This window comes from Anaeromyxobacter soli (assembly GCF_022808855.1).
In the GTDB taxonomy this organism is placed as follows: domain Bacteria; phylum Myxococcota; class Myxococcia; order Myxococcales; family Anaeromyxobacteraceae; genus Anaeromyxobacter; species Anaeromyxobacter soli.
In genome coordinates, this window is record NZ_JAKZLF010000003.1 from 1 (window position 1) to 22,433 (window position 22,433).

The following is a 22,433-nucleotide window of genomic DNA, read 5'->3' on the forward strand; positions in this document are numbered from 1 at the left end:
GTACCGCTGGCCGAGGCCCTCGCGGCGCCGGCCGCACCCGCGGCGCGCGAGCCGGCTCCCGCCCCGGCGCCGCAGCCCGAGCGCGAGCAGGGCGAGGCCCCACCCGCGCCTGCGCCTGAGCTCGCGCCCGCCGCGGCGACGCCGTCGCCCGGCCCCGGCGCCGAGCCGCCGAGCGAGCCGGCACCCGCGAAGCGGGCGCGCACGAAGCCGGTGAAGCCGCGCGCGAAGCGCAGCGCCCCCAGGGCGCCGAAGAAGAAGAAGGCCCGCAAGGGGACGCGTCGCGAGAAGTGAACTCGCTTCCCGCCCGAGCCTTCTTTCCTTCTTTCCATTTGCCCGCACCCCGGCCGGTGGCTAGCATCCCGCGCATATGACGAGACCCACCGTGCTCCTCGCCGCGCTCGCGGCTGCCCTCGCCGCGCCCGCGGCGCGCGCAGCGACCCCCGCCGCCGGCGGACAGGGCAAGGACCAGTACGCCGTCTTCGAGACCTCGCGCGGAACGATCGGCGTGAAGCTGCTCCCGCGGAAGGCGCCGAAGGCCGTCGAGAACTTCGTGGAGCTCGCCCAGGGCAAGAAGACCTGGACGGATCCGACGACGGGACGGAGAGTGACCGAGCCGCTCTACGACGGCACCCTGTTCCACCGCGTCATCCCGAGCTTCATGATCCAGGGCGGCGATCCGCTCTCTCGCGGCGCGGCGCTCGGCGCGACGGCGGCGCCGAACGGCCGGCCGTTCGGCTCGGGCGATCCCGGGTACCGCTTCGAGGACGAGCTCGAGAAGCCGCCGGCGAAGCCCTTCGCGAAGGGGTGCCAGCTCGCGATGGCGAACAGCGGCCCCAACACGAACGGCTCGCAGTTCTTCATCACCGAGGTGGCGACCCCCTGGCTCGATCCCAAGCCGTGCAACGCCCCGGGGGGCGTGTGCGGGTACGTGCACATCGGCGAGGGAGTGTGCGGCTGTGAGCTCGTGGCGCCGATCGCGCGGGCCGGGAACGGCCAGACGAAGCTCGTGAAGGTCACCATCACGAACAAGGCGCCCACCTGCAAGTGAGCGGCGTCGCCCGGGCGGTCGAACCGCGCCGGGGAGGACGGGAGGACGGACATGGCTGAGCAGCTCTACGCGACGTTTCAGACTTCTCTCGGCGAGATCGTCGTGAAGCTCCTGCCGGAGAAGGCGCCGAAGACCGTCGAGAACTTCGTCGGCCTCGCCGAGGGGACGAAGGAGTGGACGGACCCGCGCACCGGCCAGAAGCAGAAGAAGCCGCTGTACGACGGCACGGTGTTCCACCGCGTGATCCCCGAGTTCATGATCCAGGGCGGCGATCCGCTGGGGACCGGCACGGGCGGGCCCGGCTACAAGTTCGGGGACGAGATCGGCCCGGACAACCGGTTCACGAAGGGCGGCCTCCTCGCGATGGCCAACGCCGGCCCGAACACCAACGGCTCGCAGTTCTTCATCACGGAGATCGCGACCCCCTGGCTCGACAAGGGGCACACGATCTTCGGCGAGGTGGTGCGCGGCGAGGAGCTCGTGCCCAAGATCGCCCGCACCGGCAACGCGAAGGTAAAGCTCGAGAAGGTCACCATCACCCGCGGCGCGCAGCCGTAAGGCTCCGCCGCAAGGAAACCCAGGCGCCCGCCGGTGGCCGTCGTGCCGCCGGCGGGCGCGATCACCTCATGACCAGCAAGAAGCAGCCCCCGTTCCGCGCCGGGTTCGTCGCCATCGTCGGGCGGCCGAACGTCGGCAAGTCCACCCTCCTGAACCGCGTGCTCGGCGAGCACGTCGCGATCGTCACGCCGCGCCCGCAGACGACCCGCACCCGCATCCTCGGGATCTGGAACGCGAAGGGCGCCCAGATCGCCTTCTTCGACACGCCCGGCCTGCACCGCGCGAAGGGGCCGCTCAACCGGCGGATGGTCGAGGTCGCGCTCACCACGCTCGACGAGGTCGACGCGGTGCTGATGCTCGTCGAGGCGGGCACGGGGCCCGACGGCCGGGTGGAGGTCGGCGAGTCGACGCGCTGGGCGATCGAGGAGGTCGCCCGGCGGCGGAAGCCCGCCATCCTGGGGATCTCCAAGATGGACCGGGCGCCGCGCGCGACGCTCCTGCCCGTCATCGACGCGTACAAGGGCCTCCACGCGTGGACCGACATCGTCCCGTTCTCCGGGCTCACCGGCGAGAACGTGGACACGCTGCTCGAGGTGCTCGGGAAGCACCTGCCCGAGTCGGAGGCGCCGCTCTTCCCGCCCGACCAGCTCACCGATCAGGCGGAGCGCGCCCTCGCCGCGGAGTACGTGCGCGAGCAGGTGATGCTCCAGACGCGCCAGGAGATCCCGTACTCGGTCGCGGTGGACATCGAGGAATTCGACGAGGCCGAGCGCCGCGACGACGGCGGGCTCGTCCGCATCTCGGGGGTGATCCTCGTCGAGCGCGAGTCGCAGAAGGCGATCGTGATCGGCAAGGGCGGCGCGATGCTGAAGAAGATCGGGACCCGCGCGCGGGAGAACCTCGAGCGGCTCCTCGGCTGCAAGGTCTTCCTGGGGCTGACCGTCAAGGTGGAGGAGCGCTGGAGCGAGCGCGCCACCGCGCTGAAGAGGCTCGGCCTGTGAGCGCGCCCACCGTCCCCGCGCCGCGCGCGCTCGTCGCGCTCGTCGGCCGCCCCAACGTGGGCAAGTCCACGCTCTTCAACCGGATCGCCGGCCGCCGCGCCGCGATCGTCCAGGACGTGCCGGGCGTCACCCGCGACCGGAACTACGCCGACTTCACCTTCGAGGGCCGGGCGCTGTCGGTCGTGGACACCGGCGGGTTCGAGCCGGAGTCGTCCGACCGGCTCATGGCGCAGGTCCGCCGGCAGGCCCAGCTCGCGGTCGAGGAGGCCGCCGCGGTGGTGCTCGTCGTCGACGGGCGCGAGGGGCTCTCGCCGGTGGACTCCGCCGTCGCCGACCTGCTGCGCCGCGCGGGCAAGCCGCTATTCGTGGCGGTGAACAAGGTGGACACCGCCCGCACCGAGGAGGAGATCCCGCTCGCGGAGTTCTTCCGGCTGGGCTTCGGGGACGTGCACACCGTCTCGGCCGAGCACGGCCGCGGGGTGGGGGAGCTGGTCGACGCGATCGTCGCGAAGCTCGCGCTCCCGGAGGCCCCGCCGGCCCCCGAGGACGCCGAGGAGCCGGAGGAGGTCAGCGAGGACGACCGGCCGAAGGGCGACATCCGCCTCGCCATCGTGGGCCGCCCGAACGTCGGCAAGAGCACGTTCGTGAACGCGCTCCTCGGGATGGAGCGCTTCGTCGTCTCCGACGTCCCCGGGACGACGCGCGACGCGATCGACTCCCTCGTCGAGCACCGCGGCCAGCGCTTCGTCGTCACCGACACCGCCGGGATCCGGCGCAAGAGCGCCATCGCCCAGAGCGTGGAGGCGTACTCCGTCGTGCGCTCGATGAAGGCCATCGACCGGGCGGAGGTGGTCGCCTGCCTGCTCGACGCGACGGAGGCCGGCGTGGAGCAGGACGCGCGCCTGCTGGGGCTCATCTCCGAGAAGTCGAAGGCGCTCCTCATCGTGGTGAACAAGTGGGACGTCGCGGAGCGCGAGGGCGCGACGCAGGACTGGTACCGCAAGGAGCTGTACAAGCGGCTGCCGTTCGTCTCGTTCGCGCCGATGCTGTTCGTCTCGGCGAAGGAAGGGCGCGGCGTCACCCGCGTGCTCGAGCGCGCCGCGCGGCTCGTCGAGCAGTACCGCGCCCGCTTCCCGACCCCGGCCCTGAACGAGCTGCTCGAGACGATCCAGGAGGAGCACCCCGCTCCCCTCGCGAAGGGCCACCCGGTGAAGCTGTACTACGTCGCCCAGGTCGCCTACGCGCCGCCCACCTTCGTGATGCAGTGCAACCGGCCGGAGGCGATCGGCGAGCCGTACCGCCGCTTCGTGGAGAACCGCTTCCGCGCCGCCTTCGGGCTGGAGGTGCCGATGCGGCTCGTCTTCCGGGAGCGGAAGCGCCGCAGCCGCCCGCCGCCGAAGCGGCGCGGGTGAGCGGCCGTCCGGCTTTCGCTTGACGGCCTCTGCCCCGGCCCTCTAGATTGGCCCGGTTTTCTTCAGGAATCTCGCGCGTTGCGCCCCCGAGAGGTGCCATGTCGTCGAAGCCCAGCGTCATCACCCGCAAGGACATGAAGGAGCCGGACAAGTTCCAGCACGCGGCGGAGCAGGCCGCCGGCTGGGTCGCGGCCCGGAAGCGGCAGGCCGTCCTGCTCGGCGGCGGGGCCGTCGTGCTCGTGCTCCTCGCGGTGGTCGTGCTCGTCGTGCAGTCGCACCGGTCCGAGGCCTCCGGCGCTGCGGTCTCGCAGATGCTCGAGACGGTCGGCGGGACGGTGTCGGCGGTGCCGCTCCCCGGCCAGCCGGGGCCGTTCTTCCCGACGGAGGAGGCGCACCAGCGCGCCATCGTCGGCGCGGCGGACCAGGTGCTCGCGCAGCACGGCGGCAGCGCCGCGGCGCTCGCGGCGCTCGCGAAGGGGGACGCGCACCTGCGCCTTCGCGAGTGGGAGCCCGCCAGGGCGGCCTACCAGCGGTATCTCGAGACCGCCGACAAGGACGATTCGCTCCGGTTCGGCGCGCTCGAGGGGCTCGCGCTCGCGGCCGAGGGGAAGGGTGACCTCGCCGCGGCGGCCGAAGGGTTCGCGCGGATGGCGAAGGAGGCGCCGGCGTTCGCCGATCGCGCCGATCTCGACCGCGCCCGCGTGCTCGCCACCGCCGGCAAGACGGACGAGGCGCGCCAGGTGCTGGCCGCGTTCCCCGAGCAGCACAAGGAGTCGCCCCTCGCGCCCGAGGCGTCGCAGCGGCTCGGCAAGCTCGGCGGCAAGTAGATGACGGCGCTCGCCCTCGCGCTCGCGCTCGCCGCGACGGCTCCCGGCATGAGGAGCGGGCTGCCCCCCGCGCCGCGGGAGCTCTACCGGTTCGCCTGGCAGCGGTCGGTGGTCACGCCGCAGGCGCTCGAGTGGAAGCCGCGCGAGCCCGGCGGCCTCGCCGTCGATCCCGCGAGCGGGATCGTGGTGTTCGGGACCCGCGACGGCTGGCTCCACGCGATCCGCGACGACGGGAGGGTCGCCTGGGAGCTCAAGACGGAGGGCGGCTTCTCGGGCCCACCGGCGATCGACGGCGGCACCGTCTACGCCGGCTCGAGCGACGGGCGGCTCTACGCGGTCGCGCTCGCGACGGGCAAGGAGCGCTGGCGCTACGACGCGAAGGAGGAGCTCGGGACCCGCCCGGCCGTCGTCGGCGGCACGCTCTACGTGGCGAGCCTGCAGGACACCGTCTTCGCGCTCGACGCGAAGACCGGCGCCTGGAAGTGGCATCACCGGCGCGAGCCGCGCCCGGGCTTCACCATCCGCGGCGCCGCGCCGGTGCAGGTGCGCGGAGGCACGGTCTACGCGGCGTACTCCGACGGCTTCGTGGCGGCGCTCGATCCGGCGACGGGCACGGCGCGCTGGGAGCGGATGATCGCGCCCGCCGGCGACGAGCTCGACGTCGACGGCCTGGTGGCGGAGGGGGATCGCGTGTACGCCGCCGCCTACTCCGGCGCGGTGCTCGCGCTCGACGCGGCCTCCGGCGAGACGCGCTGGACCTTCGAGGCGCCCGGGGCGGTGAAGCTCGCGCTCGCGCCGGGCGGGACGCTCGTCGCGGTCGCGACCGCCGGCGTGTACGCGCTCTCGGCCAAGGACGGCACGGTGCTCTGGTCGTCTCCGCTCGGCCGCGGCGTGCCTTCGGGCGAGCCGGTCGTCGCGGGTGCCTGGGTGCTCGTCCCCGCCACCACCGGCGGGCTCCGCTGGCTCGAGGCGTCGAGCGGACGGCTCATGCGCGTGCTCGACCCGGGGAGCGGGATCTCGGGGACCCCCGCCGTCGTGGACCGGCGCGTGTACGTCCTGTCGAACCGCGGCGAGCTCTACGCGCTCGACCTGCCGTGAGGCGCATCCGCGTCGTCGCGGCCGTCGTCCGGCGCGCGGAGCTGCTGCTCGTCACGAGGCGCCCCGACCGTGCGGGCGCGCGGGGGCAGTGGGAGTTCCCGGGCGGCAAGGTCGAGCCGGGCGAGGACGAGCCCGCGGCGCTGCGCCGGGAGCTCGTCGAGGAGCTCGGCTGCGACGCCGCGGTGGGGCCGCTCCTCCTCCGCCACGCTCACGCCTACCCGGAGCTCGAGGTCGAGCTCGCCTTCTACCGCTGCGCGCTCGAGCCCGGGGTCGAGCCGCGCCCGCTCGGCGTGGCCGAGATCGCCTGGGCACGCCCGGGCACGCTCGAGAGCTACGACTTCCTCGAGGCGGATCGGGCGGTGCTCGCCGAGCTCGAGCGCCTCGCCTCGGACGAGCCCGCCGATCGCGAGTGAGCGCTTGCCTCCGGGCGGTGGCCGGCGCGCTCCGCGTGCCCCGATAGCGCTGCCCGCTCGGGCGTTTCCCTGCTGCGGCACACGCTGGCTGCCTGCGGCGGCTCATCATTCATCACAAGTGCAGGTACTCGCCGGGCGAGCGGTGGGTGTTTCGACCGCGGTTTCGGTGCGCAGGGCGGATTCGGGCATCGACGGGATCTGCGCACGCGCTCCGGGCGCGACCCGATGAACGCGGGGGAGGCGGTAGAGCAGGCGAACGTCTCGTCGTGTCGGGCCGGCGTCGCAGCGTTTCTTCGCGCGGGTCCGTGCAGCAACACGCGTTCGCGCTCGCCCCGCCACATGGGCCGGAGCGTCGCGCCAGTGTTCACAATGCGTGACAGCTATCGCCAGCGGTAGTGCTCCCCGACGTCGCGGCTTCCCTCGCGCGAAGAAACGAAGCGTCCCTGTTGCGGTGGGTGAAACATTGCCCATTGACGCCTTCTCGCCTCGATCGCGCTCGGGCAAACGGGCGGCGCGTGAGGGCCGCTCTCGCGCACACACTTTGCGCGTGAAGCGCGCGCCGATCGGTTTGAGGCTCCGACGAGGGCGCAGCGGAGAACGCCGCGCAAGAGCGGGCCTGGAGCGTCTCCGGAGCTCCGGAATTCGCGTGTTACGAAGGGTGTACTGGAGGTGCATCCCATGTCCGCGCTCGCCCCCGCTTCTCTCGAGTCGAACGTCCTCGCCCTGCGCCTGCGCGAGCTCGCCGGAGAGGAACGAAACGTCCAGGTCGACTTCCTCCTGCACCTCGACGAGTTCGATCGGCGCCGCGCCTTCGTCGAGGCCGGCCATGCGTCCCTGTGGGCCTATTGCCTTGAGGCGCTCCACCTGCGCGAGGGCGCCGCCGGGCGGCGCATCCAGGCGATGCGGGTGCTGCGCCGCTTTCCGACACTGGAAGCTCCGCTGCGGGATGGGCGTCTTTGCCTGTCCACCCTGGCGCTCCTCGGCCAGGTGCTCACCGAGGAGAACGTGGACGATCTCCTCACTCGCGCCGCCTTCCGGACCCGGGCCGAGGTCGAGCACCTCGTCGCCTCCGTCCAGGCCCGCACCGCTCCGCGCGCTGGCCTCCGCAAGCTGACCGAGCGCGCGCCCGCCGCGGCGAGCGCAACGCTACCGCTCCCGGCGTCCGATGCAGGGGCCGAGGCGGCGCCACTGGCCGGCCCTGCTGAGCCGACCCTCGGCCCGGACCCCATCGCCGACTCGCGGCCTGCGCTCCCGCCCACCGTCGCGCAGCCGAAGCGAAGGGCCGTGACGCTCGCCGTCTCGGAGACGCACTGGTCGCTCCGGGTCACCCTCGACCGCGCCTGCAAGGAGGACCTCGAGACGCTCCTGTCACTCCTGTGCACAAGGTTCCGGACGGCGACCTCGCGGCGGTGCTCCACGAGGCGATCCGCTGCGCCATCGAGAAGCACGGCAAGCGCAAGGGCGCTGTCGCGCCGGAGCGGAAGACGAAGGACGCGAAGGAAGGTTCGAAGGAGCGCGCGAAGGAGGGCTCCGAGGAAGGCTCGACCGAGGGCGAGAAGCGGGTCGCGGCGAAGCCACCGGCGGCGAGGACCACGATCCCGGCGATAGTGCGCCGCGCGGTGTGGACGCGCGACGGCGGGCGCTGCGCCTGGGTCGGTCCGGACGGCTGCCGCTGCAACAGCCGCTGGAAGCTCGAGCTCGACCACCTCCAACCCGCCGCCCTCGGGGGGCCGTCCACGATCGACAATCTTCGGCTCGCCTGTCGAGCGCACAACCTGCTTCACGCAGAGAGAACTTTCGGGCGCGAGCACATGGATCGCTTCCGCCGCGACTCGGGTGACGGGCCGACGCCATTCGAGCAACCGGGCGTGGCGCCTCTGTCTACCGTCATGCATCTGGGACGTGGGCGCCGTGATGCTGCGGCGGCCCGCTAGGTTGCCGAACCTCCGGCTGACCGGGGATTCGCATGCGGCCGGAGCGACGGCTCGCCGCCCACGACCCACGTACGCCCGTGACGCTCAACGCTGTCAGCGGCGGCTGCGCCGCTTTCGCGAGGCGGGCTTCGCCTTCGGCTTCGGCTCGGGCTTCGGCGGCTCGCCCGCGACCAGCACGCCGAGGCTCAGCGGCGCGTACGCGCGGCCCGCGGCGTCGTGGATCTCGCGCGAGCGCGCGCCGTCGAGACGCAGCTGGTAGCGCGAGCCGGGGACGAGCGGCGCCGACGGCGTGAGCGTGAACGCGGAGGACGCGCCGACCTCGCGCGTGCCGCTCGAGGGCACGATCGCGTCGGCGCCGTCGAGCAGGACGAGCCGCGCCTCCGGGAGCTCCGCCGCGAGCACGAGCCGGAACGTGGTGGCGGGATCGACCACCGTCTCCTCCTCGCGAGAGAGGGGGATCGGGCCGGTCGGGTCGTTGGCGACCGCCTCGCGGACGAGGCTCGTCGCAGGGGAGGCAGGCGCGGGGGCGGGGACGCCCTCCGCCGGAGGGGCGCCGCCCTGCGCGACGGGGGCGGGGAGCACGGCCCCTGTGCCCTCCGGGGCAACGACGGGAACGACCGGGGCGGCCGGGCTGGGCACGTCCGCGCTCGGACTCGCGGGCGCCGCAGCCGCTGGCGGGGGAGCGCCCGCCTCCGCGGCCGGCGTGCGGTCGCGGCAGGCGGGGAGGGACAGCGCGACGGCCAGGGTGCCGAGCACGAGGGGGCGCGTCATCGGCCCGGAGGGTACCACGACCCGGGGGGTGCCGAGCGTGGGCGTGCGCTCGGGCGGTAGCCCGCCCCTCACGCGCACCGTTGGACTCCAAACGGTTCGCGCCCGGCCGGGCGCGGGGTCGCATGTCACCCGGGGAGGAGCGCGGCATGGCCGAGAAGGTGTACGTCGTCCTCGGGGCCACCGGCCACGTCGGCAGCCCCGTGGCGCGCCGGCTCGCGGAGGCGAGGCGACCCCTCCGCGTGGTCGCGCGGAGCGCCGCGGCGCTCGCCGCGCACGCGGACGCGGAGCAGCTGGTCGGCAGCGTCGAGGATCCCGAGCTCGTCCGGCGCGCGCTCGACGGCGCGGGCGCGGCGTTCGTGCAGCTTCCGCCGTACCTCGGTCCGGGCGCGCGTGCCTGGCAGGATCGGGTCGCGGGCATCCTCGCCGACGGCCTGGAGGCGGCGCGCGTTCCCTACGCCGTGGCGCTCTCCAGCCTGGGCGCGCAGCTCGCGAGCGGGACCGGCCCCGTGGCCGGGCTGCACACGCTCGAGGAGCGCCTCGGGCGCGTCCCGGGCCTGAGCGTGCTCGCGCTGCGCCCGGGCTACTTCTTCGAGAACCACCTCAGCGCCATCGGCGTCGTGCGGTCCGCCGGGTTCTACGCCGGCGCGCTCGCCCCCGAGCTGCGCATGGCGCAGATCGCCGCGGCCGACGTGGGAGAGGTGGCCGCCCGGCGGCTCCTCGCGCTCGACTGGCGAGGCCGGGAGATCCAGGAGCTGCACGGCGAGCGGGACGTGACGCCGGTCGAGGTCGCGCGCGCGCTCGGCGCCGCGATCGGCAAGCCGGACCTCGCCTACGTCCAGCTCTCCTACGCCGACGCGCACGCGGGCCTGGTGCAGGCCGGGCTGTCCGAGGAGGTCGCCGCGCTGTACGTGGAGCTGGCGCGCGCCCTCAACGACGGGCGCATCGCGTCCGACGAGCCGCGATCGCCGGCGACGACGACGCCCACCTCCATCGAGGCGTGGGCGCGCGAGGTGTTCGCGCGCGAGCTTCGCGCGGGGTGAGCTCGGCGGCGGCCGCCATGGCCTCGCCGAGGGCGCCCTTCGCCGGCGAGCCTGGGCCGGAGTCTCAGCGAGCGGCCTTCGGGTAGGCGCCGCGGATCGTCCGCGCGAGCCGCTGGAGCGCGGGGGCGAGCGGCGACCGGCGGCGCCACGCGAGCGTGATCGTCCGGTGCGGCGCGGGCGCCGCGAACGGGCGGAGCCGGAGGTCGCCGCGACGGGTCTCGGCCGCGAGCGACAGCTCGGGGAGCAGCGTCACGCCCGCGCCGCCCGCCACCATCTGCACCAGGGTGGGCAGGCTCGTCGCCCGGAACTCCAGCTCGTGGGCGCGAGCCCGCGCGCAGACGTCGAGCGCCTGCGCGCGAAGGCAGTGCCCGTCGTCGAGGAGCAGCACGTCGGCGCCGCGCAGCTCCGCCGCGGTGGCGGGCGCCGCTCGCGCGCCGAGCGGGTGGTCGCGGGCCGTCGCGAGCACGAACGGATCCCGGGCGATGTCCGCGTGCTCGACGTCGCCGAGCTCCGCCTCGAGCGCGAGGAGCGCGGCGTCGAGCGCGCCCGCCTCGAGCCGGCGCACGAGCTCGTCCGTCTTGTCCTCGACCCAGGTGAGGACGAGCCGCGGGTAGGCAGCCCGGAGCGCGGGGGCGACCCGGGGCAGGAGGTAGGGCGAGATGGTCGGGATGACCCCCAGCCGCAGCGGCCCGGCGAGCGGATCGCCCGCGGCGCGCGCGGCGCCGGCGAGGTCGTCCGCGTCGACGAGCACGCGCCGCGCGCGGGCGAGGAGCGCCTCGCCGGCGGCCGTGACCAGCACGCGCCGGCGATCGCGCTCGAACAGCCGCACGCCGAGGGCCGACTCGAGCTGGGCGATCTGGGTCGAGAGCGACGGCTGCGCGACCCGGCAGCGCTCCGCGGCCCGCCGGAAGCTCAGCGTCTCGGCGACGGCCAGGGCGTACTGGAGCTGGCGCAGGGTGAAGGCGTGGGGCGGGAGCGGAGTCATAGGCAGAGCCTAACGAAGTGGTCGAAAGGATGTATTGGGAAAATCAGCGCTCCGGCGGCACCTTCTGCCTGCGACGCGGCGATCCCGCCGCCCCGAAGGAGATGATCGAATGCTGACCGTGGGTGACCGCTTCCCCGAGTACCGCCTCAAGGCCGTCGTGAGCCGCGCCGCCGGCGAGGAGTTCCAGGACGTCACGCCCGAGAGCCACCGCGGGCGCTGGCGGGTGGTGTTCTTCTGGCCCATGGACTTCACCTTCGTGTGCCCGACCGAGATCGCCGAGTTCGGCCGGCGCGATCGCGACTTCCGCGAGCGCGAGGCGCAGGTGCTCGGCGTCTCCACCGACACGCACTACGTCCACCTCGCCTGGCGGAACGGCCACCCGGAGCTGAAGGACCTGCCGTTCCCGATGGTCGCCGACACGAAGCGCGAGCTCTCGACGGCGCTCGGGATCCTGCACCCGGACGGCGTCCCGCTCCGGGCGACGTTCATCGTCGACCCGGCGGGCGTCATCCGGCACGTGTCGGTGAACGACCTGTCGGTGGGGCGGAACGTGGAGGAGACGCTCCGCGTCCTCGACGCGCTAAAGACCGACGAGCTCACCCCCTGCAACTGGAGGAAGGGCGAGCCCACGCTGGAGGTGGCGCGGTGAGCGCGCTCGGGCGGCTCCGCGGGGCGCTCCCGGACGCGTCCGCGCTGCCCGCCTGAGCCCGACGGGGGTGCTCCAGGGCGGAGCGCCCTCCAGGCCGCAGCGCCGGGGCGTCGCGGTGACCTCCGCCGCTGCGGCCGGAGCCCGGCGCTTCGCCGCGACGAGCCACGCTGGAGCCCCGATGTCAGCCCGGCGTGTACGCTGGCGGTGTGGCGCTCCGGATCCTGCACACCTCCGACTGGCATCTGGGCCGCGCGCTCCACGAGGAGTCGCTGCTCGAGGACCAGGCCTGGGCGCTCGATCGGCTCTGCGAGCTCCTCCGCGACGCGCGACCGGACGCGCTGGTCGTGGCGGGCGACGTCTTCGACCGGGCGGTGCCGTCGGCGGAGGCGGTCTCGCTCCTCGACGACCTCCTGAACCGCGTGGCGGCGCTGGGCGTGCCGCTCGTCGCCATCGCCGGGAACCACGACTCGGCCGAGCGGCTCGCGTTCGGCGCGCGGCTCCTCGAGGCTCGCGGCGTCCACCTGCGCGGGGCGATCTCGCGCGCGGCGGAGCCGGTGGAGCTCGCGGGCAAGGGGTTCCTCTACCCGGTGCCCTACCTCGATCCCGAGGTCGTGCGCGGCGCCGAGGGGGACGACGAGCTGCGTGGCCATGCGGCCGCGACCGAGCGCGTGCTGGCGCGCGTGCGGGCCGACGCGGCGACGCGCGTGCTCCCGACGGTGCTCGTCGCGCACGCCTTCGTCCAGGGCGCCTCCGAGACCCCGGACAGCGAGCGCCCGCTCGCGGTGGGCGGATCCGGCTGCGTGCCCGCCGCGTCGCTCGGCGGGTTCGACTACGTCGCGCTCGGACACCTGCACGCGCCGCAGGAGGTCGCGCCCGCGGTCCGCTACTCCGGCTCGCTCCTCAAGTACTCCTTCGGCGAGGCGGGGCACGCGAAGGGCGTCGTCCTGGCCGAGGTCGAGCGGGGCGCGGCGCGGGTCGAGCTCGTCCCGCTCGGCGCCCGGCGCGAGGTGGTGCGGCTCTCGGGCACGCTCGACGAGCTTTTGCGCCGTCCGGAGCTCGCCGCGTTCGAGCGCGCGCTCGTCGAGGTGACGCTCCGCGACGAGGGGTACGTCTTCGACGCGAAGCACCGGCTCCAGGCGCGCTTCGCCCACGTGCTGAACGTCCTCCGCGAGGACCTCGCGGGCGGCGGGGAGGGGACGTTCGCGGCGCGGGTGGACGGCGCCGGGGGCGACGACCTCCGCCTGTTCGAGGCGTTCTTCGAGACGGTGGCGGGCGCGACGCCCGGCCCGGAGCACCGGGAGATCTTCGCGGGCGCGCTCGCGGAGGTCGTGCGCCGGGAGCGGGCGGCGTGAGACCGCTCACCCTCGAGCTCCAGGCGTTCGGGCCTTACGCCCGGGCGCAGAAGGTGGACTTCGGCGCGCTCGGCGGCGCCGATCTCTTCCTCATCCACGGGCCGACCGGCGCCGGGAAGACCACGCTCTTCGACGCCATGACCTTCGCGCTGTACGGCGAGGTGCCGGGGACGCGCGGCACCGGTCGGCTCCGCGCCGACCGCGCCCCGGAGGGCGCCGCGCCGAAGGTGGTCTTTCGCTTCCGGCTGGGCGAGGTGGTGTACCGCGCGGAGCGCACCGCGGCCTGGCAGCGGCCGAAGAAGCGGGGGGAGGGGACCCTCGAGGAGGCGCCCACCGCGAGCCTGTGGCGCGAGGGCGCCGACGCGCCGCTCGCGACGAAGCCGACCACCGTGACCGAGAAGGTGACGGAGCTCCTCGGCATGGGCGCGGAGCAGTTCACGCGCGTCGTGCTGCTGCCGCAGGGCGACTTCAAGCGGCTCCTCTGCGCGGACGCCCGGGAGCGGGAGGAGCTCCTGCAGCAGCTCTTCGGGACCGGCGTCTACAAGGACGTCGAGGAGCTGCTCGTCCGCAAGAAGAACGAGTTCGAGGCGGAGGCGCGGCGGCTCGCGGAGCGGCGCGAGGAGGCGCTCGGCGGGGCCGCGCCCGGCGCGCTCTCCGACGGGCGGGAGGAGCTCGAGCGCCAGCTCGCGGAGGCGCGCGAGGTCGCCGCGCGCCGGGCCGCCGAGGACACCGCGGCGCTCGCGGCGCTCGACGCGGGCCGGCAGCTGGCGGCCCGGTTCGAGGCGCTCGCGCGCGCCCGCGAGGAGGCGGCGCGGGCTGGGGCGGGCGCGGCGGAGCTGGGCCGCGATCGCGAGCGGCTCACGCGGGCCGCTGCGGCCGAGCGGGTCCGGGAGAGGCTCGTCGCCGCGCGGACCGCCGAGGAGTCTCGCGTCGCGCGCGGAGCCGACGAGGAGCTCGCGACCGGGCGGCGGGACGCGGCGGCCTCGGCGCTCGCGAGGGCGGCCGAGGCGCTCGCCCGAGCCGACGGGGACGGGCCCCGGCGCGCTGCGCTCGCGGCCAGGATCCAGCTCGTCGAGCGCGTCCTCCCGGAGCTCGAGCGGCTCGCGGTGGCCGAGCGCCGGCTCGCCGCCGCGCGCGTCGCGGCGGAGGCGGCCCGCGCGCGTTCGGACGGCGCCGCGGCGGCCCTCGCCGGCGCGGAGGCGCGGCCCGTGGCGCTGGAGGCCGAGGCGGCGCGGCTCCGGCCGATCGCGTCGGACGAGGGGGCGCGCGTCGAGGCCGCTGCGCGGGCGGAGGGCGCGGTCCGTGAGGCGCGGGAGCGGGACGCGCGCCAGGCGGAGCTCGAGCGGCTCGCGCGGGCCCTCGCCGCGGAGGAGCGCCAGGTTCGTGCGTCCGCGGAGGCGGCCCGGGAGGCGAGCGCGCGCGCGGACGCGCTCAACGCCGCGCGCGAGCGGGAGATCGCGGCCTGGCTCGCGAAGCGGCTCGCCCCCGGCCAGCCGTGCGCCGTCTGCGGCTCGCACGAGCACCCGGCCCCGGCGCGCTCCCGCGAGCGGATCCCGGAGAAGGAGGAGATCGCCGAGGCGCGCAGCGTCGAGCGCCAGCTCGCGGAGCGCGCGGCCGAGGCGGAGAAGGCGCGCGCCCGGACCGCGGGGCTCCTCGCGGAGACGCAGCAGCGCGGCGCCGACGCCGTCTGTGACGGGAGGCCGCTCGCTGAGCTCGAGCACGAGCTCCGCGTGGCCGCCGCCGCCCTGCGAGAGGCCCGCGAGGCGGCCGCGCGGCTGCGGAAGGTGGAGGCCGAGCTCGCGACCGCGCGCGCGGAGGTCGAGGCGGCGCGCGCCCTGCGTGACGAGGAGGCCCGGGCGCACGCCGCGGCCGTCAGGGAGGTCGCGGCCCTCGAGGCCTCGCACGGGGAGCTCGCGCGGCAGCTCGAGACCGCTGGCGTGGGCCTCGACGCGCGCGCGGGGCTCGCGGCCGCGCGGCGGGAGCTCGAGGCGCTGGAGGCCACGGCGGCGGCGGCGCGGGCGGCCGAGGGAGACGCCCGCGCGGTGCACGCCTCGGCGGTCGAGCGGCTCGTGGCGTGCGCCGAGGAGCGCGCGCGCGCCGAGGCGGCCGCGTCCGTGGCGCGCGCGGCCGCGGAGCGGGCCTGCGCGGGGGAGGGCTTCGACGGGCTCGCCGCGTGCGAGGCGGCGCTCCTCGGCGGCGCGGAGCGCGCCGCGCTGGAGGCCTCGATCGAGGCGCGCGTGGTCGCCTCGAAGGCGGCGGACGAGCGGGTCCGGAGGCTCGCGGCCGAGCTCGCCGGGACGGCGGCGCCCGAGCTCGCGGCGCTCGAGGCGGCGCGCTCGACCGCCGCCGGCGCGGCGCGGCTCGCGCGCGACGAGGGCGTCCGGCTCGAGAAGGACCTGGAGCGCCTGCGCGCGCTCGAGGCGCGCGTGGGGGAGCTCGACGCGCGGGCGGCGGTGGTCGCCCGCGAGCTCGCGGTGGCGGGCAAGGTCGCCGAGGTCGCCCGCGGGCACAATGCCCTCAACATGAGCCTGCAGCGGTTCGTGCTCGCGGCGCGGCTCGAGGAGGTCGCCGAGGCCGCCAGCCGGCGGCTGCTCCAGATGTCGCGCGGGCGGTTCCGGCTGCGCCACGACACCGCCGTCGCGCGCAAGAACCAGGCCTCGGGGCTCGCGCTCGTGGTGGAGGACGCCTGGACGGGCGTGACCGATCGCCCGGTGGGGGCGCTCTCGGGCGGCGAGAGCTTCCTCGCGAGCCTCGCGCTGGCGCTCGGGCTCTCCGACGTGGTCCTCCGCCGCTCGGGCGGCCTGCGCCTCGACGCGCTCTTCGTGGACGAGGGCTTCGGCGCGCTCGACGAGGACACGCTCGACGACGCGGTCCGGACGCTCGAGGACCTGCGCAAGAGCGGCCGGGTGGTCGGCGTCATCTCGCACGTCCCGGAGCTCAGGCGGCGCATCCCGGCGCGCATCGAGATCCAGCGGAAGGCCGAAGGCTCGGTCGCGGTCGTTCGCGCAGGGTGAGCGATCGCGCGGCCGGTCCGCTGCCTTGCGCCAGCACGGAGCGCCGGCCGGGCGGGCGGCCGCGCGCAGCGCCCACGATCGTGCGCGGCGGTATCCTGTGGTCGGGTCGGACGTGCTCGGACGCGGGAGGGGCGACATGGTCCACACGGGAGACTTGAGCGAGAACATGAAGGTGCGCGCGCGCGGCGGCGAGGTGCTCGGCACGATCATCCGGCTCGAGGACCGGAGCATCCTCGTGGAGAAGGGCGCCTTGATGAAGGACTACTCCGTGCCGCTCGAGCTCGTGGCCGAGGTCGTCGACGGAGACGCCTACCTGTCGATCACGGCCGACGAGGTCCGCGCCGGCGCGGGGTGGAAGTTCGCCTCCCGCACGCTCAGCGACGAGAGCTCCGAGTTCGCGCACGAGGGCCCGGAGCTGGCCATCGCCGACAACCTCCGGGAGCCGGGGGCTTGAACTAGGCGGGCCCGGCAGGCTCGCGGGGCGTGGCGTCGGGCGGCCCCGCGACGGGCAGCTCGACGCGGAACGTCGCCCCCGCGCCCGGGACGCTCTCCACCTCGATGCGTCCACCGAGCGCGCCAACGATCTCGCGCGTGATCCAGAGCCCGAGGCCGAAGCCGCCGTACCCGCGGGTGGCGCGCCCGCGCTCGAACCGCTCGAAGATGCGCTGCTGCTCTCCGCGAGGGATCCCCATCCCCTGGTCGGCCACCACGAGCCGGGCGAGGCGGCCGTCGGACTCGACGCGGACCGACACGGGCCTTCCTTCGCCGTACTTGAGCGCGTTCGAGACGAGGTTCGTCGCCACCTGCTCGAGCCGCAGCCGGTCCCAGCGCCCGGAGACGTCCCCGGCCGCCTCGACGTGGATGCGCGAGGGCGCCAGCTCCGCGTCGCCGCCGAGCCGGGAGACGACCTCGCGCGCGACCGCCGAGAGATCCACCGGCTCGAGCTCCAGCTGGAGCCGCGCCTCGTTCAGGCGCGACACGTCGAGGAGCGTGTCCACGAGCGCGGTGAGCCGGACGACCTGCCGCCGGATGGAGTCGGCCGTCTTCGCGAGCGGCGCGGCGACGCCCGCACGGGCGCGCAGGAGCGACTCGACCTGGAGCTGGAGCGAGGTGATCGGGGTCTTCAGCTCGTGCGACGCCATCGCCAGGAACGAATCTCGTGTGCGGACCGCCTCGGAGAGCTTGGTCACGTCGATGAACGCCGAGACGGAACCGCGGAGCCGGCCCAGGTCGTCGAAGATCGGCTCCGCGTTCCCCAGGATCGTGCGACGCGTCCCGTCCTCGAACGCGATCTCGAGCTCGATGTCCCGCGCCCTCGCTCCGGTGCGGGCCGCCGCCTGCGTGGGCAGCTCCTGGGGCGGGACCTCGCGCCCGTCCTTCAGCACGCGGAAATGGGGCGGCGGCCGGTCGCCGGTCTTGGACACGTTGCCGCCGGGCGCCATCCGGAGGAGCTCGTACGCGGCGCGGCTCCCGGTCATCTGCCGCGCCTCGGGGTCGTGGGCGATGAGGACGACGGCCGGGACCGCGTCCATGATGGCCTGCACCTCCGCCGCCCGCGCGCGCTCTCGCGCCTCGCTCTGCCGGAGCGTCTCGGCGGCCCGCTCGCGCTCGCGGAACCCGGCGCGCGCGGCCGAGCCGATGGCGGCGATCACCAGGGCGGTCGGGACGAACCAGGCGACGCCCAGGTGCGCGCTCGCGGGCGCCACGGCGGGCGCGCCGCCGGACACGAACGCGTACCCGAGCGCGGCCGAGAGCGCCACGGCGACGAGCCCGCCGACGAGCCCGCCGGCCCATGCAGCGAGCACCACCGCGAGCGTGAAGAGGACGTACGGAACACCGATGAACAGCTCGCGGAGCGACCACTCCAGGGAGAAGACCAGGAGCGGGAGTCCGGCCGCCACGCTCAGCGCCGCCGCGTCGGACAGCCGAGGGGGAGCAGGGATTCGGAACCGTTCGGCCATGGTCGATAGCCTCGCTGGTAACCGGGGTGGAGAGCCGTGCCGGCGAGGCCCAGCGAGGGGGTCCGATCGTACCGGATTGGAGCGCTCGTGAGCGGCAGAGCAGGCAGCGGCAAGGAGTCCGAGGGGCCCACCTTGAGTCCGATAATGTAGATTATGGTAACTAGCCGGGCGGCCGGCCGGACGGTCCCGGACACGCTCGAGCCTGGGCTCAGTTCGGGTCTTGGGCGCGCTGCCCCGCGCCTTTCCGGTCTCTCCCCCGCCTTCCAGTTGCGCCTGATCCCGAGACCGCGCGCTCCTCGCCGCGAGCGGGTTCGACGAAGCCGCCGACGCGGATGCGGTCGAGCGGAAGCGCGCCGCCGTGGGCCCCCGCGCTAGCACCGAGCCGGCCGATCGGGTCCCGTCACGCCGTGGCGAGCCAGATCGGCGGGTCTCCGCCTCAGGTCCCCGAGGTCTTGCGGACAACGGCCGGCGGAACGGCCGCGCGGGCATGCTCCGCCTGCTCGGCGGCGACCGGCGGGTACGGATGGTGCCCGCAGCAGCCCTGCTGGCGCGCCAGCACGCGCACGATCCGCGGCGCCCCGGCCTCCTCGGCCACCGCGCACGGGCACTGCTCGACGCCCGCGGACGACAGCCGCTCCTGGATCGTCGAGAGCGCGTCGAGGAGCTCGCGCTTCACGCGCCGGAGCCGCTCGAGGCGACGCTGGGCCTGCTCGAGGTGGCCGGCCAGGACGGACTGGAACCGGATGGCGAACTCGGCCGCGCTGTGGCAGCCGGTCCGCAGCTCGAGGATCGAGCGGATCTCGCAGAGCGACAGCCCGAGCTCGCGCAGATCGGTGATGAGCCGGAGCCGCTCGAGATCGTCCTCGGTGTAGCGGCGGTGGCCGCCGTCGCTCACCACCGACGGCTTGAGCAGACCTTCCTCCTCGTAGAACCGGATCGTGCGGACCGTGTTGCCGGTCGCGCGCGCGAGGTCTCCGGATGAGAGGTCTGCGCCCATTCGAGGCTCGTCTAACGGCGCGCGCGCGCCGTGTCAACGCACACCCGGTCTCTCGTGACGGCCCCACGACGGGCCGGAGTTGGTCTTGACCGGCGTCACCGTACGGGATTATTCGACGCGGGATCCCGTCGCCTCGGGACACGTGGAGGTGCCGAAAGACATGGGCAACGTGGTGGCGGTGAAGGGCCGCACGCAGCGCAGCGAGAGCGTCTTCATCTACGCCGAAGCCCCCCTCCCCACCCATCGCGGGCTCTTTCGCACGGTGGTGTTCCGGGAACCGCAGAGCGGCGCCGAGCACGTCGCGATGGTCATGGGCGACGTCGGCGGCGAGAACGTCCCGGTGCGGATTCACTCCGAGTGCCTCACGAGCGAGGTGCTCGGGTCGCTCAAGTGCGACTGCCGCGCCCAGCTCGATCGCGCGCTGGATCTCATCGCCGAGCGCGGCCGCGGCGTGCTCCTCTACCTCCGCCAGGAGGGCCGCGGCATCGGGCTCGGGAACAAGATCCGCGCCTACGCGCTCCAGGCGCAGGGCCACGACACGTACGAGGCGAACCGGCTCCTCGGCTTCCCGGACGACCTGCGGACCTACGGAGTCGCCGCGGAGATGCTGCGGCTCCTGGGCGTCCGCTCGGTCGAGCTCGTGACGAACAACCCGCTCAAGGTCGCGGGCCTGCAGGAGGCGAACATCGCCGTCCGCGGCCGCATCCAGCTGCCCTCGCCGGCGAACCCGCACAACATCGGTTACCTGCGGGTGAAGCGCGAGCGGACCGGACACCTCATCGAGCTCGACGAGGATCCCACCGCCCGCGCGGGCTGAGCCGGTCCCGCGCGGCGCTCCTTCACGGCGGGGCGCGCGCGTCTCAGGCGCCGGTCCACTGCGCGGGGCGCTTCTCCAGGAAGGCCCGCATGCCCTCCTTCGCGTCCGCGCTCCCGAAGAGCGCCGCGAAGGCCTGCCGCTCGAGCTCGTTCGCGGTGCCGAGATCCGGCTCTGCGCCCCGCCGGAGCACCCGCTTCGCCTGACCGACGGCCACCGGCCCCTTCGCCGCGATCTTCCGCGCCTTCTCGCGGGCGTGCGCGAGCAGGTCCGCCGCCGGGACGACGTCGAGGACGAGGCCGATCGCCTTCGCCTGGGCGGCGTCGAGCTGATCGCCGGTGAGGACGATCTCGAGGGCGCGCATCACGCCCACGCGCCGCGCGAGCCGCTGCGTTCCGCCGAAGCCCGGGATGAGCCCGAGGTTCACCTCCGGCTGGCCGAAGCGCGCCCGGTCGCTCGCGTAGACCAGGTCGCACGCGAGCGTGACCTCGCAGCCGCCGCCGAGCGCGTAGCCGTTCACCGCGGCGACGGTCGGGATCGGCAGCCGCTCGAGCCGCTCGAGCACGTCGTGCGCCGACTCCGCGAAGCGCCGCGCCTCGATGGGCCCCATCGTCGACATGGCCGCGATGTCGGCGCCGGCGATGAACGCCTTGTCGCCCGCCCCCGTCAGCACGATCGCCCGCACCCCCGCGTCCGCCTCGACCGCGCGCACGACGTCCGCGAGCTCCTCGATCGTCCGGGTGCTCATCGCGTTCAGGACCTTCGGACGGTTGAACGTCAGCGTGCCGATGCCGTCCTGCACATCCCACAGGAGGTTCTCGTAGGTCATGGTCGTCTCCAGCGGCCGCGGGCGGCGGGGCGTCAGGCGTCGTACCGGTAGAAGCCGCGACCGGACTTGCGGCCGTACCACCCCGCCGCGACGTACTGGCGGAGCAGCGGCGCGGGCCGGTACTTGTCGTCGCCGAGCTCCCGGTGCAGCACCTCGGCGATGTAGAGGCAGGTGTCGAGGCCGATGAAGTCGGCGAGCGTGAGCGGGCCCATCGGGTGGTTGAGCCCCAGCTTCACGCCGGTGTCGATGTCCTCGGGCGACGCGAGCCCCTCCTGCAGGGCGAAGCACGCCTCGTTGAGGAGCGGGATGAGGATCCGGTTCACGATGAAGCCGGGCGCGTCCTTGGACGTGACGGTCGTCTTGCCGAGCTTCTTCGCGAGCGCCACGACCGTGGCGTAGGTCTCGTCGGAGGTCTGGAGCCCGCGGATGATCTCGATGAGCTGCATCACCGGCGGCGGGTTCATGAAGTGCATGCCGATGAACTGGCCGGGGCGCTTCGTCGCCGCGGCGAGCGCGGTGATCGAGATGGAGCTCGTGTTCGAGGCGAGGATCGCGTGCGGCGGCAGGAGCGCGTCGAGCTTGCGGAAGAGCTCCGTCTTCACGCCCTGGTTCTCGACGATCGCCTCGATGGCGAGATCCGCCCCGGCGCAGTCCTCGAGGCTGGCGGCGGGCTTGATGCGGCCGAGGATCGCGTCCCGGTCGGCGACCGCGATCTTCCCCTTCTCGACGAGCTTGCCGAGCGTCCCCCCGAGCTTCTCCACCGCCTTGCGGGCCAGCTCCGGCGCGGCGTCGCCGAGCACGACGGAGAGCCCCGCCTGCGCCGCCACCTGCGCGATGCCCGACCCCATCTGCCCTGCCCCGATGACCGCGATTCGCTCGATGGCCATGCGTCCCTCCGTGGTGCAGGCCGCCGTCCAGGAGGCGGTCCCGCCGTCTTGTGGATGAGCGGGCCGAGCGTGTTCCGAATGGGCTGGTGGAGGCGAGACCTCAGGCGGGGCGCGCCGGCAAGAAAACCGCCCGGTCCAGGCGTGTTCCGCGGGTGGGCGCCGCTCCGACCGTCCCGTCAGGACGGCGGGAACCGTCCGCCGCGCAGCGCGTCACGGGCGCGGGCGGCCTGGGTGCGCCGTCCGCGAGCGGTTCCCGAAGAACAGCACCGCTACCCCGCGCGCGAGGACGCGGCGCGCGCCTCCTCGCGCGAGGCATGGGCGCGGAGGTGCCGGTAGGCGATCGCCGCGAGCTCGTCGAAGGTGGGTACCGGAAAGTCCGCGTCGTGCGCGGCGCGGTGCCACTCGCAGAAGGCCAGGAACGCCTCGAGCTGCTCCGGGCTGGGCGAGATCACCGGCCGGGCGTCCTTGGCGCGCGAGAGCGCCTCGAGCGGCGGGTGCCCGCGGGCCACCAGCACGCACAGGGCGAGCAGCGCGCTCCGGCCGATGCCGTACTGACAGTGTATGAGGACGCGCTCGCCGCGCGCGAGCGCGCCCGTCACGAAGGCCACGCCGTCCCGGATCATGCGCTGCGAGATGGCGCGCGTGTCCTGGGTCGGGAGGTGCAGGAGCCGGATGCCGTGGAGCGCGAGGACCGCCTCGTCGTCGCACGCCTCCACGCGGACGTCGACGACCTGGGTGATCCCGTGCTCCTGGGCGAGCCGGGCGGCGGCCCCCATCGGGAAGTGCGCACCCAGCGCGAGCCCGTCCGCGACGAAGTGCAGGTCGATCATCTCCACCAACCTG

The 22,433-nt window shown here is 74.7% G+C and carries 20 protein-coding genes and 2 pseudogenes; 15 read left to right on the forward strand and 7 right to left on the reverse strand.

Annotated features, from left to right (window positions below; translation table 11 throughout):
• From MLV88_RS03370 to MLV88_RS03410, 9 genes and pseudogenes are all read left to right on the forward strand, one after another.
• A pseudogene (locus MLV88_RS03370) lies at positions 1-291 on the forward strand (ribonuclease III); the annotation flags it as partial.
• Between the two features lie 76 nt (positions 292-367).
• Positions 368-1,048: a peptidylprolyl isomerase gene (locus MLV88_RS03375; RefSeq protein ID WP_242341289.1), complete on the forward strand. Its 681-nt coding sequence runs from the start codon at positions 368-370 to the stop codon at positions 1,046-1,048.
• A 51-nt stretch (positions 1,049-1,099) separates the two neighbouring features.
• Complete coding sequence (locus MLV88_RS03380) at positions 1,100-1,606, forward strand: peptidylprolyl isomerase (protein ID WP_242341288.1); 507 nt, start codon at positions 1,100-1,102, stop codon at positions 1,604-1,606.
• A gap of 68 nt (positions 1,607-1,674) precedes the next feature.
• Positions 1,675-2,607, forward strand: coding sequence for a GTPase Era (gene era, locus MLV88_RS03385; RefSeq protein ID WP_242341287.1), 933 nt, complete (start codon positions 1,675-1,677; stop codon positions 2,605-2,607).
• Positions 2,604-4,019, forward strand: a complete 1,416-nt coding sequence (der, locus tag MLV88_RS03390) for a ribosome biogenesis GTPase Der (RefSeq protein WP_242341286.1) — start codon at positions 2,604-2,606, stop codon at positions 4,017-4,019. Before era ends, der begins: the two co-directional genes overlap by 4 nt.
• A 98-nt stretch (positions 4,020-4,117) precedes the next feature.
• On the forward strand, positions 4,118-4,846 hold the full coding sequence (locus tag MLV88_RS03395; protein ID WP_242341285.1) for a tetratricopeptide repeat protein: 729 nt from the start codon (positions 4,118-4,120) through the stop codon (positions 4,844-4,846).
• Positions 4,847-5,944, forward strand: a complete 1,098-nt coding sequence (locus tag MLV88_RS03400; RefSeq protein ID WP_242341284.1) for an outer membrane protein assembly factor BamB family protein — start codon at positions 4,847-4,849, stop codon at positions 5,942-5,944.
• Positions 5,941-6,357: a (deoxy)nucleoside triphosphate pyrophosphohydrolase gene (locus MLV88_RS03405; protein ID WP_242341283.1), complete on the forward strand. Its 417-nt coding sequence runs from the start codon at positions 5,941-5,943 to the stop codon at positions 6,355-6,357. Before MLV88_RS03400 ends, MLV88_RS03405 begins: the two co-directional genes overlap by 4 nt.
• Before the next feature lie 678 nt (positions 6,358-7,035).
• Positions 7,036-8,291: pseudogene (locus MLV88_RS03410) on the forward strand (HNH endonuclease).
• Between the two features lie 93 nt (positions 8,292-8,384).
• Here MLV88_RS03410 and MLV88_RS03415 read toward each other — a convergent pair.
• Positions 8,385-8,873 carry a hypothetical protein gene (locus MLV88_RS03415; protein ID WP_242341399.1) on the reverse strand — a complete coding sequence of 163 codons (489 nt, stop codon included), beginning with the start codon at positions 8,871-8,873 and terminating at the stop codon, positions 8,385-8,387.
• Positions 8,874-9,208: 335 nt separating this feature from the next.
• Between MLV88_RS03415 and MLV88_RS03420 the strand changes: the two genes are divergently transcribed.
• On the forward strand, positions 9,209-10,102 hold the full coding sequence (locus MLV88_RS03420; protein WP_242341398.1) for an NAD(P)H-binding protein: 894 nt from the start codon (positions 9,209-9,211) through the stop codon (positions 10,100-10,102).
• 64 nt (positions 10,103-10,166) lie between these two features.
• On the opposite strand, the gene MLV88_RS03425 is transcribed toward MLV88_RS03420, so the two are convergent.
• Positions 10,167-11,087, reverse strand: coding sequence for a LysR substrate-binding domain-containing protein (locus tag MLV88_RS03425; RefSeq protein WP_242341397.1), 921 nt, complete (start codon positions 11,085-11,087; stop codon positions 10,167-10,169).
• A gap of 109 nt (positions 11,088-11,196) precedes the next feature.
• On the opposite strand from MLV88_RS03425, the gene MLV88_RS03430 reads away from it, so the two are divergent.
• The 4 genes from MLV88_RS03430 to MLV88_RS03445 all read left to right on the forward strand — a co-directional run bounded on the left by MLV88_RS03430 (position 11,197) and on the right by MLV88_RS03445 (position 16,556).
• Positions 11,197-11,736: a peroxiredoxin gene (locus MLV88_RS03430; protein ID WP_242341396.1), complete on the forward strand. Its 540-nt coding sequence runs from the start codon at positions 11,197-11,199 to the stop codon at positions 11,734-11,736.
• Positions 11,737-11,942: 206 nt separating this feature from the next.
• A complete protein-coding gene (locus MLV88_RS03435) occupies positions 11,943-13,088 on the forward strand; it encodes an exonuclease SbcCD subunit D (protein ID WP_242356604.1) in 1,146 nt (381 codons plus the stop codon).
• A complete protein-coding gene (locus MLV88_RS24460) occupies positions 13,085-16,102 on the forward strand; it encodes an AAA family ATPase (RefSeq protein ID WP_243336878.1) in 3,018 nt (1,005 codons plus the stop codon). The genes MLV88_RS03435 and MLV88_RS24460 overlap by 4 nt, the downstream gene beginning before the upstream one ends.
• Before the next feature lie 136 nt (positions 16,103-16,238).
• Positions 16,239-16,556, forward strand: coding sequence for a DUF2171 domain-containing protein (locus MLV88_RS03445; protein WP_242340602.1), 318 nt, complete (start codon positions 16,239-16,241; stop codon positions 16,554-16,556).
• 1 nt (position 16,557) lies between these two features.
• On the opposite strand, the gene MLV88_RS03450 is transcribed toward MLV88_RS03445, so the two are convergent.
• Both MLV88_RS03450 and MLV88_RS03455 read right to left on the reverse strand, forming a co-directional pair.
• Positions 16,558-18,063 (reverse strand): sensor histidine kinase, encoded by a 1,506-nt coding sequence (locus MLV88_RS03450; protein ID WP_242356477.1) that lies wholly within the window; start codon positions 18,061-18,063, stop codon positions 16,558-16,560.
• Between the two features lie 436 nt (positions 18,064-18,499).
• A complete protein-coding gene (locus tag MLV88_RS03455; RefSeq protein ID WP_242340604.1) occupies positions 18,500-19,060 on the reverse strand; it encodes a MerR family transcriptional regulator in 561 nt (186 codons plus the stop codon).
• A gap of 160 nt (positions 19,061-19,220) precedes the next feature.
• On the opposite strand from MLV88_RS03455, the gene ribA reads away from it, so the two are divergent.
• Positions 19,221-19,877 (forward strand): GTP cyclohydrolase II, encoded by a 657-nt coding sequence (gene ribA / locus MLV88_RS03460; RefSeq protein WP_242340605.1) that lies wholly within the window; start codon positions 19,221-19,223, stop codon positions 19,875-19,877.
• 43 nt (positions 19,878-19,920) lie between these two features.
• On the opposite strand, the gene MLV88_RS03465 is transcribed toward ribA, so the two are convergent.
• From MLV88_RS03465 to MLV88_RS03475, 3 genes are all read right to left on the reverse strand, one after another.
• The gene (locus MLV88_RS03465) at positions 19,921-20,703 is read right to left on the reverse strand and encodes an enoyl-CoA hydratase/isomerase family protein (RefSeq protein WP_242340606.1); all 783 of its coding nucleotides are present in this window, start codon (positions 20,701-20,703) and stop codon (positions 19,921-19,923) included.
• A gap of 32 nt (positions 20,704-20,735) precedes the next feature.
• Positions 20,736-21,590, reverse strand: coding sequence for a 3-hydroxyacyl-CoA dehydrogenase family protein (locus tag MLV88_RS03470; RefSeq protein ID WP_242340607.1), 855 nt, complete (start codon positions 21,588-21,590; stop codon positions 20,736-20,738).
• A gap of 269 nt (positions 21,591-21,859) precedes the next feature.
• A complete protein-coding gene (locus MLV88_RS03475; protein ID WP_242372201.1) occupies positions 21,860-22,420 on the reverse strand; it encodes a protein-tyrosine phosphatase family protein in 561 nt (186 codons plus the stop codon).
• Between the last annotated feature and the right edge of the window lie 13 nt (positions 22,421-22,433).

Coding starts and splice junctions, on each gene's coding strand:
- MLV88_RS03375 (WP_242341289.1), top strand. CDS start 368: ATGACGAGACCCACCGTGCTCCTCGCCGCGCTCGCGGCTGCCCTCGCC.
- MLV88_RS03380 (WP_242341288.1), top strand. CDS start 1,100: ATGGCTGAGCAGCTCTACGCGACGTTTCAGACTTCTCTCGGCGAGATC.
- era (WP_242341287.1), top strand. CDS start 1,675: ATGACCAGCAAGAAGCAGCCCCCGTTCCGCGCCGGGTTCGTCGCCATC.
- MLV88_RS03395 (WP_242341285.1), top strand. CDS start 4,118: ATGTCGTCGAAGCCCAGCGTCATCACCCGCAAGGACATGAAGGAGCCG.
- MLV88_RS03400 (WP_242341284.1), top strand. CDS start 4,847: ATGACGGCGCTCGCCCTCGCGCTCGCGCTCGCCGCGACGGCTCCCGGC.
- MLV88_RS03420 (WP_242341398.1), top strand. CDS start 9,209: ATGGCCGAGAAGGTGTACGTCGTCCTCGGGGCCACCGGCCACGTCGGC.
- MLV88_RS03425 (WP_242341397.1), bottom strand. CDS start 11,087: ATGACTCCGCTCCCGCCCCACGCCTTCACCCTGCGCCAGCTCCAGTAC.
- MLV88_RS03430 (WP_242341396.1), top strand. CDS start 11,197: ATGCTGACCGTGGGTGACCGCTTCCCCGAGTACCGCCTCAAGGCCGTC.
- MLV88_RS03445 (WP_242340602.1), top strand. CDS start 16,239: ATGGTCCACACGGGAGACTTGAGCGAGAACATGAAGGTGCGCGCGCGC.
- MLV88_RS03450 (WP_242356477.1), bottom strand. CDS start 18,063: ATGGCCGAACGGTTCCGAATCCCTGCTCCCCCTCGGCTGTCCGACGCG.
- MLV88_RS03455 (WP_242340604.1), bottom strand. CDS start 19,060: ATGGGCGCAGACCTCTCATCCGGAGACCTCGCGCGCGCGACCGGCAAC.
- ribA (WP_242340605.1), top strand. CDS start 19,221: ATGGGCAACGTGGTGGCGGTGAAGGGCCGCACGCAGCGCAGCGAGAGC.
- MLV88_RS03465 (WP_242340606.1), bottom strand. CDS start 20,703: ATGACCTACGAGAACCTCCTGTGGGATGTGCAGGACGGCATCGGCACG.
- MLV88_RS03470 (WP_242340607.1), bottom strand. CDS start 21,590: ATGGCCATCGAGCGAATCGCGGTCATCGGGGCAGGGCAGATGGGGTCG.
- MLV88_RS03475 (WP_242372201.1), bottom strand. CDS start 22,420: ATGATCGACCTGCACTTCGTCGCGGACGGGCTCGCGCTGGGTGCGCAC.